Raw genomic sequence first — 14,617 nt, 5'->3', positions numbered from 1 at the left:
GCACGTCCGTCGGACGGCCGTGATTGAACGCAATGCATATTAGAGAGTCCGTAACTCACGGATAGTCATAGGGAATTGGTAGTGCTACGACTCTTCAATAAAAAAGCCCATGCGCTTCTGGGGATCGACATCAGTTCGACGTCGGTGAAGCTGCTCGAGTTGAGTCGCCAGGGCGAGCGATACCGCGTCGAGTCCTACGCGGTCGAACCGTTGCCGGCCAACGCCGTGATCGAGAAGAACATCGCCGAACTCGAAGGGGTGGGGCAGGCGTTGTCGCGGCTGCTGGCCAAGGCCAGGACACCCCTGCGCAGCGTGGCGGTGGCCGTGGCGGGCTCGGCGGTGATCACCAAGACCATCGAGATGGACGCCGGCCTGTCCGACGACGAGATGGAGAACCAGCTCAAGATCGAGGCCGATCAATACATCCCTTATCCGCTGGATGAGGTGGCCATCGATTTCGAAGTGATGGGCGTTTCGCCCCGCAGCGCCGAACGCGTCGAAGTACTGCTGGCGGCCTGTCGCAAGGAAACCGTCGAGGTCCGCGAGGCGGCGTTGGCGCTCGCCGGGCTGACGGCCCGGGTGGTGGATGTGGAGGCATATGCGCTGGAACGGGCGTTTGGCCTGCTCGCCACGCAACTGGCCGCGTCCCAGGAGCGGCTGACAGTGGCGGTCATCGACATCGGCGCCACCATGACCACCCTCAGCGTGCTGCACAACGGGCGTATCATCTATACCCGCGAACAACTGTTCGGCGGCCGCCAGTTGACCGAGGAAATTCAGCGTCGCTACGGCCTGACGCCCGAGCAGGCGGGCCTGGCAAAGAAGCAGGGTGGGCTGCCGGACGATTATCTCGGCGAAGTGTTGCAACCTTTTCGCGAGGCCCTGGTGCAGCAGGTTTCGCGCTCCCTGCAATTTTTCTTCGCCTCGGGCCAGTACAGCGCGGTGGATCACATTCTGTTGGCCGGGGGCACGGCTTCCGTCGCTGGCCTGGACCGGCTGATCGAGCAACGCCTGGGCACGCCGACGCAGGTGGCCAACCCGTTCACCAACATGGCCCTGAGCAGCAAGGTCAATGCCGGTGCCCTGGCCAGTGATGCGCCGGCGCTGATGATCGCTTGCGGGCTGGCCCTCAGGAGTTTCGACTGATGGCGCGGATCAACCTGCTTCCCTGGCGCGAAGAGCTGCGCGAAGAGCGGCGCAAACGCTTTCTGCTGGCCTTGGTGGGTGCGCTCGTCGGAGCGGTCGGGGTGATTCTGGTCGCCGTCCGCTACATCGACAACGCCATCGACCATCAGGTCGCTCGCAACAGCCATCTCTCCGGCCAGATCGCCGTGCTCGATGAGCGCATCAAGCAGATCAGCGAATTGAAAGCCCGTCGCCAGCAATTGCTGGAGCGCATGCGCATTATCCAGGACTTGCAAGGAAATCGACCGGTCAGCGGGCGCATCTTCGACCAGTTGGTGCGGACCTTGCCGGATGGCGTGTACTTCACCGAAGTGAAAATGGAAGACCGGACGCTCTTCATCAAGGGCGCTGCGGAATCGAACAACCGGGTCTCGGACCTGATGCGCAACCTGGACTCATCGGACCTGTTCGATGCGCCCAGTTTGACGGAGGTCAAGGCGACCACCGCTGGCCAGCTCGACCAGGCCAACGTTTTCCAACTGACGGTTCGCCAGACCCGCCCGGTCGAAGTGGAGGACGCCGAATGAAGCCGGGGGAGTGGTTCGACGCGCTGCGCAAGATCGACATCAGTGACCTGGACACCAACAACATTGGCTCCTGGCCGGCACCGATCAAGTGGTTGGCCGGCATCCTGCTGGTGGCCCTGGTGCTGGGGCTGGGCTATAACTTTGCCTTGAGTGACCTGGAAAACCAATTGCAGCAGGTGCGCGAGGAAGAGAACACGCTCAAGGCGCAATTCGCGGGCAAGGCCCACATGGCCGCGAACCTGGAACGCTACACCGAGCAGATGAAACAGATGGAAACGTCTTTTGGTGTGCTGTTGCGGCAATTGCCCAGCGATACCGAGGTGCCGGGCCTGCTGGAAGACATTACCCGCACCGGGTTGGGCAGCGGCCTGGAGTTCGAGGAAATCAAGCTGCTGCCGGAAGTCACCCAGCCTTTCTATATCGAGCTGCCGATCCAGATCACCGTGACCGGCGGCTACCACGACCTGGCGACGTTCGTCAGTGGGGTGGCGGGGCTGCCCCGGATCGTCACGCTGCATGATTTCGAGATCGCCCCGATGGAGCCCGAGGCAGGCACGAAACTGCGCATGAGCATCCAGGCCAAGACCTACCGCTACAACGAGCAGGAGGCGCAGCCATGAGGCTGATGGTGTGCCGTCTCTGTCTGCTGGCGGGCCTGGTCGTGTTGGCGGGCTGCAACAATGACAGCGGGTTCAGCGACCTGGACGCCTACATGAACGAAGTGCGCCTGCGCCCGCCCGGCAAGATCGAGCCGACGCCGACGTGCAGGCCCCAGGAGACCTTTACCTACAGCGCTGCCAACCTGCGCAGCCCGTTTTCCCGGCAGGTCCGTGTGGACCAGGCTGACCGGCAGCGCGGCTCGCGCAACGTCCGGCCAGACCCCAACCGGGTCAAGCAGTACCTGGAAGGCTTCAACATCGAGCAGTTCGAAATGGTCGGTACGATCTCCAACGCCGCTGGCTCCTTCGCGCTCCTGCGGGGCGCGGGCGGGGTGCACCGGCTCAAGGTCGGTGACTATCTGGGACGCAACGACGGACGAATCGTCGCCATCAGCGCCACCCAGGTCGATGTGGTCGAAATCGTTCCCGATGGCGAGGGTGCCTGGCTGGAGCGACCCCGGACCATTCCTTTGAAAGAGCATTCATAGTGGAAGTCGAACAATGAACAGGTTTTTTTCAGCCCTCGGTATTTCGCTATGGACAGCGCTGTTGTCGCCGATGGTGCTTGGGGCCGGCCTGAAAACGCTGGATGTGGCGGCGTTGCCGGGGGACCGTGTCGAGTTGAAACTAACCTTCGACGGACCGCCGCCGACACCGCGGGGCTACACCACCGAACAACCGGCCCGGATTGCGCTGGACCTGCCGGGTGTGACCAATCAACTGGCCAGTAGAAGCCGCGACCTGGGAGGGGGCAACGCGCGTAGCGCCACCGTGGTCGAGGCGGGGGATCGCACCCGGTTGATCATCGGCCTGACTCAACTGGCGCCGTATGACACCCGGATCGAAGGCAATAACCTGTTCGTGGTGGTCGGCAAGGGCGCCGCCCCGAAGAGCACTGCCCGCAACGGCACCGCCCAGGCTCCACGCCCGGCGGTGGCCAGCGCGGCGCCTGCCAGGAGCAGTGCGCCGGTGGGCAAGGCGATCCGTGGGGTGGATTTTCAGCGCGGGACCCAGGGCGAAGGCAACGTGGTGATCGATTTGTCCGATCCGTCCATCGCCCCGGACATCCAGGAGCGCGACGGCAAGATCATCCTCAATTTCGCCAGGACCCAATTGCCCGAGCCACTGCGGGTGCGCCTGGACGTCAAGGACTTCGCCACCCCGGTGCAGTTCGTCAATGCCAGCGCCGGCAGCGACCGGGCGACCATCAGCATCGAACCCAGCGGTACCTTCGACTACTCGACCTACCAGACCGACAACAAGCTCACCGTCAGCGTCCGGCCCATGACCGTCGACGACCTGCAAAAACGCAACGCCGACCGCGCTGCCTACAGCGGCGAAAAACTCTCGCTCAACTTCCAGGACATCGAGGTGCGTTCGGTCCTGCAATTGATTGCCGACTTTACCAACCTGAACCTGGTGGCCAGCGACACGGTGCAGGGCGGTATCACCCTGCGCTTGCAGAATGTGCCTTGGGACCAGGCGCTGGACTTGGTGCTCAAGACCAAGGGGTTGGACAAGCGCAAGGTCGGCAACGTGCTGCTGGTGGCCCCGGCCGATGAAATCGCAGCGCGGGAACGCCAGGAGCTGGAGTCGCAAAAGCAGATTGCCGACCTGGCGCCACTGCGGCGTGAGCTGCTGCAGGTCAACTATGCGAAGGCTGCGGACATCGCCAAGCTGTTCCAATCGGTGACCAGCGCCGAGGCGAAAGCCGACGAGCGCGGCACGATCACGGTGGATGAGCGAACCAACAACATCATTGCCTACCAGACCCAGGACCGGCTCGACGAACTGCGCCGGATCGTGGCGCAGTTGGATATTCCGGTACGCCAGGTGATGATCGAGGCGCGAATTGTCGAGGCCAACGTCGACTACGACAAAAGCCTGGGCGTGCGCTGGGGCGGTTCGATCCAGAACAAGGGCAACTGGAACTCCTCGGGGGTGACCACCGGCACCTCCACCACCATCGGCACGCCGGGCAGTACCGGCACCAATCAGCCGTTCGTGGACCTGGGTGCCTCGGGCAATACCTCGGGGATCGGCATTGCGTTCATCACCGACAACGTATTGCTGGACCTTGAACTGACGGCCATGGAGAAAACCGGTAACGGGGAAATCGTCTCCCAGCCCAAGGTGGTGACATCCGACAAGGAGACGGCCAAGATCCTCAAGGGCACGGAGATTCCTTATCAGGAAGCCAGCTCCAGCGGCGCCACCTCGGTGTCGTTCAAGGAGGCCTCGCTGTCCCTGGAGGTGACCCCGCAAATCACCCCGGACAACCGCATCATCATGGAGGTCAAGGTCACCAAGGATGAGCCGGACTACCTGAACAAGGTGCAGGATGTGCCGCCGATCAAGAAAAACGAAGTCAATGCCAAGGTCTTGGTCAATGATGGCGAGACCATTGTGATTGGCGGGGTTTTCTCAAATACTCAGAGCAAGGTCGTAGATAAGGTGCCATTTCTTGGCGATGTGCCGTATCTTGGCCGCCTTTTCCGGCGTGATGTGGTTTCGGAGAAAAAATCCGAGCTGCTGGTGTTCCTCACTCCGCGTATCATGAATAACCAGGCGATTGCTGTGAGTCGTTGATTCTGTGCGAAATTTGATTCTTGTTGGGCCGATGGGCGCTGGAAAAAGCACCATCGGCCGTTTGCTGGCCAAAGAGCTGCGCCTGCCGTTCAAAGATTCCGACAAGGAAATTGAATTGCGCACGGGTGCCAATATCCCATGGATCTTCGATAAGGAAGGCGAGCCGGGCTTTCGCGACCGTGAGCAGGCGATGATTGCCGAGCTGTGCGCGTTCGAGGGCGTGGTGTTGGCCACCGGCGGTGGTGCGGTAATGCGCGAAGCCAATCGTCGGGCGCTGCATGCCGGCGGACGAGTGGTCTATCTGCACGCCTCTGTCGAGCAGCAGGTCGGCCGCACCGCCCGGGACCGCAACCGGCCGCTGTTGCGCACCGCTGACCCGGCCAAGACCCTGCGCGACCTGCTGGAGTTGCGTGATCCGCTGTATCGGGAGATCGCCGACCTGGTAGTGGAAACCGACGAGCGGCCGCCGCGGATGGTGGTGCTGGACATTCTCGATCGCCTTCAGCAACTGCCGCCCCGTTAATGCGCCTGGCGAAATGCGCTATCCTCGACGTCCCGTTTTGGTCCGTCTGGGGCGTGGCGTATGGCCATTAACTGGCGTCAGGGCAGGCACCGTGGACTTTCGTTAATTGCAGGCAGGACGCCTGATTCCATCTTCACTGTGGGGACACATGCAGACACTTAAGGTCGACCTGGGCGAGCGCAGCTACCCGATTCATATTGGCGAAGGCTTGTTGGACCAGCCCGAACTGCTGGCGCCGCATATCGCCGGGCGGCAAGTGGCGATCATTTCCAATGAAACCGTCGCGCCCCTGTATCTGGAACGTCTGACCCGCAGCCTGTCGACCTTCTCGGTGATTTCCGTGGTATTGCCCGACGGCGAAGCCTTCAAGAATTGGGAAACCCTGCAACTGATTTTCGACGGCCTGCTGACCGCACGTCACGATCGCCGCACCACGGTGGTTGCCCTGGGTGGCGGCGTGATCGGCGACATGGCCGGTTTTGCCGCCGCCTGCTACCAGCGTGGTGTCGATTTCATCCAGATCCCCACTACGCTGCTGTCGCAGGTCGACTCGTCGGTGGGCGGCAAGACCGGGATCAATCATCCGCTGGGCAAGAACATGGTTGGTGCGTTCTATCAGCCCAACGTGGTGCTGATCGACACCGCCACACTCAATACCTTGCCGGCTCGCGAGCTGTCTGCGGGGCTGGCGGAAGTCATCAAGTACGGGCTGATCTGCGACGACCCGTTCCTGGGCTGGCTCGAAGAGAACGTCGACCGCCTGCGTGCGTTGGACCAGTCGGCGCTGACCTACGCCATCGAGCGCTCCTGCGCCGCCAAGGCCGCCGTGGTCGGTGCCGACGAGCGTGAGTCCGGGGTGCGCGCCACGCTCAACCTGGGGCACACCTTTGGCCATGCCATCGAAACCCACATGGGCTATGGTGTCTGGCTGCACGGTGAAGCGGTTGCGGCCGGTACGGTCATGGCCCTGGAGATGTCCGCGCGCCTGGGTTGGATCAGCGAGCAGGAGCGCGATCGCGGTATTCGTCTGTTCCAGCGCGCCGGGCTGCCGGTGGTTCCGCCCGAGGAAATGAGCGAGGCGGATTTTCTTCAACACATGGCAATCGACAAAAAAGTGATCGACGGTCGTCTGCGCCTGGTGCTGCTGCGCCACATGGGCGAAGCGGTGGTGACCGACGATTATCCGAAAGAAGTTCTACAGGCCACGCTGGGAGCGGACTACCGCGCCCTGGCTCAGCTTAAAGGTTAATAAGACTGCGATGACTAGTTTGCATGCCGACGAGGCTTTCCTCGGCCATTTCCAATTGAGTCATGACCCTTTTGCCCCACGGGTCCCGGGCTTCAAGTTCTTCCCCGCCCAGCGCAAGCCGGTGCTGGGCCAGTTGCATCACCTGGCGCGCTACAGCCAGTTGCTCCTGGTGGTCACCGGTCCCCAGGGCAGCGGCAAGACCTTGTTGCGCCAGGCCCTGGTGGCCAGCACCAACAAACAGTCGGTGCAAAGCGTGGTGGTATCGGCCCGTGGCGCTGGCGATGCCGCCGGCGTGTTGCGCCAGGTGGCCCAGGCGCTGAACGTCGCCCAGGCTGAAGTCGGTGCCATTCTCGATCAGATCGTGCAACTGGCGCTGACCGGGCAGGAAGTCTATCTGCTGGTGGACGATGCCGAGCAACTCGACGAGTCGGCCCTCGAAGCCCTGCTGGCCCTGGCGGCCGGTGCGCCGGAGGGGCGCCCTCATGTGTTCCTGTTCGGCGAGTCGTCGCTGATCGCCGACCTGGACCAGGTGAACCTCGAGGAAGAGCGCTTCCACGTCATCGAACTGGCGCCCTACACCGAGGAAGAAACGCGTGAATACCTGGCCCAGCGTCTTGAAGGTGCGGGGCGGGGCATCGAACTTTTCACTGCCGATCAGATCTCTGAGATTCACGAAAGCTCCGACGGTTGGCCTGGCAACATCAACCAGGTTGCCCGCGATGCTCTCATCGAAGTCATGATTGCCAGCCGCTCAGCGGTGAAGCGTCCAAGTATGGGGTTCAACATGCCGAAGAAACACGTATTGGCAATTTCCGCCGTCGTCGTGGTTGCGGTTGCCGCCGCCTGGCTGATGCCGGGTCGCAGCAAGGCGCCAACCACCGGCGCACCTGCCAACGAACAGGCGCAACTGCCCCTTGGCCAAGGTACACCGCAACCCAACGGCGGTGCACCGGCGGTGGAATTCGCCGGCAATACCCAGCCGATGCCGCTGCCGCTGGTCGGCAACTCGCAACCGGTCATGCGCGGGCCCCTGGCGGAAGCCGCAGGTGGAATCACCGAGGGTGACGACGGTGCGCCGCCTCCGATCGAAGACACCAGCGACGTGCCACCTACCGTGACCACCACCGCGCCGCCTGCGGGCGTACCGGCCGGTCCTGCGCCGACGACGCCTGCACCGACTCCAGCCGCCAAACCGACCCCAGCGCCCACTCAGGTCGCCACCGCCAAGCCGGCACCGGTTCCAGCGCCTGCGGCCAAGCCGGCAGCGCCAGCACCGGCGGCCCAGCCTGCCGCTGCCCCGGCGAAGGCCGCGGGCGGTGGCTGGTACGCCGGCCAGGCACCGGGTAACTACGTGGTGCAGATCCTCGGCACAAGCTCCGAAACTGCGGCGCAGAACTTCGTCAAGGAGCAGGGCGGCGAGTACCGTTATTTCAAGAAAGTGCTCAACGGCAAGCCGCTCTATGTCATCACCTATGGCAGCTTTGCCAACCGTGATGCAGCCGTTTCCGCCATCAAGGCCTTGCCAGCGAAGGTTCAGGCTGGTAAACCTTGGCCTCGCACTGTCGCCAGCGTCCAACAGGAACTGGCAGCAACTCGCTGAAGATTCGGCGGCCTTACCCAGGCCGCCTCTCCCGGCAACCTCAAAATTTCCGCAAGGGCGGGCGGCCTTTCAGGCCGCGCGCCTTGTGGTGTCTGCGTCACAGTAGCGTTTGAGTCGTAGCGGTCGAACCCAAAAAAGTTTTGACTAGCACAGCATATAGCTTTAAACCTTTCACAAATGCGACATGGATTTGCGACAGTTCGTCGTCAAATTTGTGAGCCCCTGTGTCGGTGTGTACAATGACCTCCCTTTTGCCCCCGCAAAGCTGGCGTACGTTCGGCGCGGCATGCAACTGGTTGAATTGAAAAGAAATTTGTCTCGATAAGAGGCAGCCTGGTGAGAAAGTGTCTATGAAAGCAGGTCTGTACCAACCAGATGAATTCAAGGATAACTGCGGTTTTGGCCTGATAGCCCACATGCAGGGCGAGCCCAGTCATACCCTTTTGCAAACGGCCATTGAGGCCCTGACCTGCATGACCCACCGCGGTGGGATCAACGCCGACGGCAAGACCGGTGACGGTTGTGGCTTGCTGATTCAAAAACCCGACGAGTTCCTGCGTGCCGTAGCCCAGGAAACGTTTGGGGTAACCCTGCCCAAGCAGTACGCCGTGGGCATGGTGTTCTTCAACCAGGACCCGGTGAAGGCCGAGACGGCTCGCGAAAACATGAATCGCGAGATCCTGGCCGCCGGCCTGCAACTGGTTGGCTGGCGCAAAGTGCCGATCGACACCAGCGTCCTCGGCCGCTTGGCGCTCGAGCGCCTGCCGCAGATCGAGCAGGTGTTCATCGCGGGCGAAGGCCTGAGCGACCAGGACATGTCGATCAAACTGTTCAGCTCCCGTCGTCGTTCGTCCGTGGCCAATGCCGCCGACACCGATCACTACATCTGCAGCTTTTCCCACAAGACCATCATTTATAAAGGCCTGATGATGCCGGCGGACCTCACCGCCTTCTATCCAGACCTCAGCGATGAGCGCCTGAAAACCGCGATCTGCGTGTTCCACCAGCGCTTCTCCACCAACACCCTGCCGAAATGGCCGCTGGCCCAGCCGTTCCGCTTCCTCGCCCACAACGGCGAGATCAACACCATCACCGGCAACCGCAACTGGGCCGTGGCCCGTCGCACCAAGTTCGCCAACGACCTGATGCCGGACCTCGAAGAGCTCGGCCCGCTGGTCAACCGCGTGGGTTCGGACTCCTCGAGCATGGACAACATGCTCGAGCTGATGGTGACCGGTGGCATCGATCTGTTCCGTGGCGTGCGCATGCTCGTGCCGCCAGCCTGGCAGAACGTCGAGACCATGGACCCGGACCTGCGCGCCTTCTACGAATACAACTCCATGCACATGGAGCCGTGGGACGGCCCGGCCGGTATCGTCATGACCGACGGTCGCTACGCCGTCTGCCTGCTCGACCGTAACGGTCTGCGTCCGGCGCGCTGGGTCACCACCACCAACGGGTTCATCACCCTGGCCTCGGAAATCGGCGTCTGGAACTACCAGCCCCAGGACGTCATCGCCAAGGGCCGCGTAGGTCCGGGCCAGATCTTTGCCGTGGACACCGAGACCGGCCAGATCCTCGACACTGATGCCATCGACAACCGCCTCAAGTCCCGTCATCCGTACAAGCAATGGCTGCGCAAGAACGCCCTGCGCATCCAGGCGACCATGGAAGACAACGACCACGGTTCGGCTTTCTATGACGTCGACCAGCTCAAGCAGTACATGAAGATGTACCAGGTGACGTTCGAAGAGCGTGACCAGGTGCTGCGTCCGTTGGGCGAGCAGGGCTACGAAGCGGTCGGCTCCATGGGCGACGACACGCCGATGGCCGTGTTGTCGCAACGCGTGCGCACACCGTACGACTATTTCCGCCAGCAGTTCGCCCAGGTGACCAACCCACCGATCGACCCGCTGCGTGAGGCGATCGTGATGTCCCTGGAAATCTGCCTCGGTGCCGAGCGCAACATTTTCCAAGAGTCGCCGGAACACGCCTCGCGGGTGATCCTCAGTTCGCCGGTCATTTCCCCGGCCAAGTGGCGCTCGCTGACCAACCTTGACCGTCCCGGCTTCGAGCGTCAGGTCATCGATCTGAACTACGACGAGAACATCGGCCTCGAAGCGGCGATCCGCAACGTCGCGGACCAGGCTGAAGCAGCGGCGCGCGCCGGGCGTACCCAGATCGTGCTGACCGACCGTCACATCGCCCCGGGCAAACTGCCGATCCACGCCTCGCTGGCCACGGGTGCGGTGCACCATCGCCTGACCGAAAACGGCCTGCGCTGCGATTCCAACATCCTGGTGGAAACGGCTACCGCACGTGATCCGCATCACTTCGCGGTGCTGATTGGCTTCGGCGCTTCGGCGGTCTACCCGTTCCTGGCCTACGAAGTGCTGGGCGACCTGATCCGCACCGGTGAAGTGCTGGGCGACCTCTACGAGGTGTTCAAGAACTACCGCAAGGGCATCACCAAGGGCTTGCTCAAGATCCTGTCGAAAATGGGGATCTCGACCATCGCCTCGTACCGTGGCGCGCAACTGTTCGAGGCCATCGGCCTGTCCGAGGAAGTCTGCGAGCTGAGCTTCCGTGGCGTGCCGAGCCGTATCAAGGGCGCGCGCTTCGTCGACATCGAAGCCGAACAGAAAGCCCTGGCCGCCGAAGCCTGGAGCCCGCGCAAGCCGATCCAGCAAGGCGGCCTGCTGAAGTTCGTTCACGGTGGCGAATACCACGCTTACAACCCGGATGTGGTCAACACCTTGCAAGCCGCCGTGCAACAGGGCGACTACAGCAACTTCAAGGAATACACCTCGCTGGTGGACAACCGTCCGGTGTCGATGATCCGCGATCTGCTCAAGGTCAAGACCCTCGACACGCCGCTGGATATCAGTGAAGTGGAGCCGCTGGAATCGGTGCTCAAGCGCTTCGATTCGGCCGGTATTTCCCTCGGTGCGTTGTCCCCGGAAGCCCACGAAGCCCTGGCCGAAGCCATGAACCGCCTCGGTGCGCGTTCCAACTCCGGTGAAGGCGGCGAAGACCCGGCGCGCTACGGCACCATCAAGAGTTCGAAAATCAAGCAGGTGGCCACCGGCCGCTTCGGTGTGACTCCGGAATACCTGGTCAACGCTGAAGTGCTGCAGATCAAGGTCGCCCAGGGTGCCAAGCCCGGCGAAGGCGGCCAACTGCCCGGTGGCAAGGTCAACGGCCTGATTGCCAAGCTGCGCTATGCGGTTCCCGGCGTGACCCTGATCTCGCCACCACCGCACCACGACATCTACTCGATCGAAGACTTGTCGCAACTGATCTTCGACCTCAAGCAGGTGAACCCCAAGGCGCTGGTCTCGGTGAAACTGGTGGCGGAAGCGGGCGTTGGCACCATCGCCGCTGGCGTGGCCAAGGCCTATGCCGACCTGATCACCATCTCCGGCTACGACGGCGGCACCGGTGCATCACCGCTGACCTCGATCAAGTACGCCGGTGCGCCGTGGGAACTGGGCCTGGCCGAAACCCACCAGACCCTGCGCGGCAACGACTTGCGCGGCAAGGTCCGGGTGCAGACCGACGGTGGCCTGAAGACTGGCCTGGACGTGATCAAGGCCGCCATCCTCGGCGCCGAGAGCTTCGGCTTCGGCACCGCGCCGATGATCGCCCTGGGCTGCAAATACCTGCGCATCTGCCACCTGAACAACTGCGCCACCGGCGTGGCGACCCAGAACGACAAGCTGCGCAAGGACCACTACATCGGCACCGTCGACATGGTGGTGAATTTCTTCACCTACGTGGCCGAGGAAACCCGCGAGTGGTTGGCGAAGCTGGGCGTGCGCTCCCTTGAAGAGCTGATCGGCCGTACCGATCTGCTGGACATCATCGAGGGGCAGACCGCCAAGCAACAGCACCTGGACCTGACCCCTTTGCTGGGCAGCGATCTGATTCCGGCAGACAAGCCTCAGTTCTGCCAGGTTGATCGCAACCCGCCATTCGACAAGGGTGAGCTGGCCGAGAAAATGGTCGACATGGCCGCTGCGGCGATCAACGACCTGAGCGGTGCCGAGTTCGAACTGGACATCTGCAACTGCGACCGTTCTATCGGTGCGCGGATCTCCGGCGAAATCGCGCGCAAGCACGGCAACCAGGGCATGGCCAAGGCACCGGTGACCTTCCGCTTCAAGGGCACCGCGGGCCAGAGCTTCGGCGTCTGGAACGCCGGTGGCCTGAACATGTACCTGGAAGGCGATGCCAACGACTACGTGGGCAAGGGCATGACCGGCGGCAAGCTGGTCATCGTTCCGCCCAAGGGCAGCGTCTACAAGACTCAGGACAGTGCCATCATCGGCAACACCTGCCTCTACGGTGCCACGGGCGGCAAGCTGTTCGCCGCCGGCACCGCGGGCGAGCGTTTTGCCGTGCGTAACTCCGGCGCCCACACCGTGGTGGAAGGCACCGGCGATCACTGCTGCGAGTACATGACCGGTGGTTTTGTCTGCGTGCTGGGCAAGACCGGTTATAACTTCGGCTCTGGCATGACCGGCGGTTTCGCCTACGTGCTCGACCAGGACAACACCTTCGTTGACCGGGTCAACCACGAACTGGTGGAAATCCAGCGGATCAGCGGCGAGGCGATGGAGGCCTACCGCAGCCATCTGCAAAACGTGCTGAACGAGTACGTCGCGGAAACCGACAGCGAGTGGGGTCGTGAGCTCGCGGAGAACCTCGATGACTACTTGCGCCGTTTCTGGCTGGTCAAGCCCAAGGCTGCCAACCTGAAATCGTTGCTTTCCAGCACTCGTGCCAACCCGCAGTGATATGCGCCTGAAGAGTTTGATGAGGTTTTAACAATGGCTGAACGTCTGAATAACGACTTCCAGTTCATCGATGTCGGGCGCAAGGATCCGAAGAAGAAACTGTTGCGTCAACGCAAGAAAGAGTTCGTGGAGATCTACGAGCCTTTCAAACCCCAGCAGTCGGCCGACCAGGCTCACCGCTGCCTGGGTTGTGGTAACCCGTACTGCGAATGGAAGTGCCCGGTGCACAACTTCATTCCCAACTGGTTGAAACTGGTGGCCGAGGGCAACATCCTCCAGGCCGCCGAATTGTCCCACCAGACCAACACCCTGCCGGAAGTCTGCGGCCGGGTATGCCCCCAGGATCGTCTATGTGAAGGTGCTTGCACCCTCAACGACGGTTTTGGCGCGGTGACCATCGGTTCGGTGGAGAAATACATCACCGACACCGCGTTCGCCATGGGCTGGCGCCCGGACATGTCCAAGGTCAAGCCGACTGGCAAGCGCGTGGCGATCATCGGCGCGGGCCCGGCGGGCCTGGGCTGTGCCGACGTACTGGTGCGCGGTGGCGTGACCCCGGTGGTGTTCGACAAGAACCCGGAAATCGGCGGTCTGCTGACCTTCGGCATTCCCGAGTTCAAGCTGGAAAAGACTGTGCTGAGCAATCGCCGCGAAGTCTTCACCGGCATGGGCATCGAGTTCCGCCTGAACACCGAGGTGGGCAAGGACGTGACCATGGAGCAACTGCTCGAAGAATACGATGCGGGCTTCATGGGCATGGGTACCTACACCTACATGAAGGGCGGCTTTGCCGGTGAGGACCTGCCGGGCGTCTACGACGCGCTGGATTTCCTGATCGCCAACGTCAACCGCAACCTGGGCTTCGAAAAGTCGCCGGAAGATTTCGTCGACATGAAGGGCAAGAAGGTCGTGGTGCTCGGCGGTGGCGACACGGCGATGGACTGCAATCGCACGTCGATTCGCCAGGGCGCCAAGTCGGTGACCTGTGCCTATCGTCGTGACGAAGCGAACATGCCCGGCTCGCGCAAAGAGGTGAAGAACGCCAAGGAAGAAGGCGTGAAGTTCCTCTACAACCGCCAGCCGATCGCCATTGTCGGTGAAGACAAGGTCGAAGGCGTGAAGGTGGTCGAGACCCGTCTCGGCGAGCCGGACGCCCGGGGCCGCCGTAGCCCCGAGCCGATCCCGGGCTCCGAAGAGATCATCCCGGCCGACGCCGTGGTCATCGCTTTCGGCTTCCGCCCGAGCCCGGCGCCGTGGTTCGAGCAGTTCAGCATCCAGACCGACAGCCAGGGCCGTGTCGTGGCACCGGAACAGGGCCAGTACAAACACCAGACCAGCAACCCGAAGATCTTCGCCGGTGGCGACATGGTCCGGGGTTCCGACCTGGTGGTGACGGCGATCTTCGAAGGCCGCAATGCGGCGGAAGGGATCCTGGATTACCTGCAGGTCTGACCGAACGACACCCAACCCTGTGGGAGCGAGCTTG

General features: G+C 62.4%; 10 protein-coding genes. All 10 read left to right on the top strand.

All coding sequences use genetic code 11. The annotated features are described in order from the left end of the window. Nucleotides 1–81: 81 nt before the first annotated feature. Nucleotides 82–1,146 carry a pilus assembly protein PilM gene (locus HGO40_RS06080; protein WP_250962298.1) on the top strand — a complete coding sequence of 355 codons (1,065 nt, stop codon included), beginning with the start codon at nt 82–84 and terminating at the stop codon, nt 1,144–1,146. After that, nucleotides 1,146–1,712: a PilN domain-containing protein gene (locus HGO40_RS06075; protein WP_186706084.1), complete on the top strand. Its 567-nt coding sequence runs from the start codon at nt 1,146–1,148 to the stop codon at nt 1,710–1,712. Before HGO40_RS06080 ends, HGO40_RS06075 begins: the two co-directional genes overlap by 1 nt. Then, a complete protein-coding gene (gene pilO / locus HGO40_RS06070) occupies nt 1,709–2,332 on the top strand; it encodes a type 4a pilus biogenesis protein PilO (protein ID WP_053117658.1) in 624 nt (207 codons plus the stop codon). Before HGO40_RS06075 ends, pilO begins: the two co-directional genes overlap by 4 nt. Nucleotides 2,333–2,337: 5 nt before the next feature. Next, nucleotides 2,338–2,859, top strand: a complete 522-nt coding sequence (locus tag HGO40_RS06065) for a pilus assembly protein PilP (protein WP_250962318.1) — start codon at nt 2,338–2,340, stop codon at nt 2,857–2,859. Nucleotides 2,860–2,872: 13 nt separating this feature from the next. Continuing rightward, complete coding sequence (locus HGO40_RS06060; protein ID WP_250962297.1) at nt 2,873–4,960, top strand: type IV pilus secretin PilQ; 2,088 nt, start codon at nt 2,873–2,875, stop codon at nt 4,958–4,960. A gap of 4 nt (nt 4,961–4,964) precedes the next feature. Next, complete coding sequence (gene aroK, locus HGO40_RS06055) at nt 4,965–5,483, top strand: shikimate kinase AroK (protein ID WP_060739556.1); 519 nt, start codon at nt 4,965–4,967, stop codon at nt 5,481–5,483. A gap of 148 nt (nt 5,484–5,631) precedes the next feature. After that, on the top strand, nt 5,632–6,732 hold the full coding sequence (gene aroB / locus HGO40_RS06050) for a 3-dehydroquinate synthase (protein ID WP_250962296.1): 1,101 nt from the start codon (nt 5,632–5,634) through the stop codon (nt 6,730–6,732). 10 nt (nt 6,733–6,742) lie between these two features. Continuing rightward, a complete protein-coding gene (locus tag HGO40_RS06045) occupies nt 6,743–8,332 on the top strand; it encodes an AAA family ATPase (RefSeq protein WP_250962295.1) in 1,590 nt (529 codons plus the stop codon). 350 nt (nt 8,333–8,682) lie between these two features. Next, nucleotides 8,683–13,131, top strand: coding sequence for a glutamate synthase large subunit (gene gltB / locus HGO40_RS06040; protein WP_250962294.1), 4,449 nt, complete (start codon nt 8,683–8,685; stop codon nt 13,129–13,131). Nucleotides 13,132–13,164: 33 nt separating this feature from the next. Beyond that, the gene (locus tag HGO40_RS06035) at nt 13,165–14,583 is read left to right on the top strand and encodes a glutamate synthase small subunit GltD family protein (protein ID WP_250962293.1); all 1,419 of its coding nucleotides are present in this window, start codon (nt 13,165–13,167) and stop codon (nt 14,581–14,583) included. The last annotated feature ends 34 nt before the right edge of the window (nt 14,584–14,617 follow it).

The organism is Pseudomonas sp. CG7, assembly GCF_023701885.1.
GTDB lineage: Bacteria > Pseudomonadota > Gammaproteobacteria > Pseudomonadales > Pseudomonadaceae > Aquipseudomonas > Aquipseudomonas zanjanensis.
This window is presented reverse-complemented; position numbering and strand designations above follow the sequence as displayed.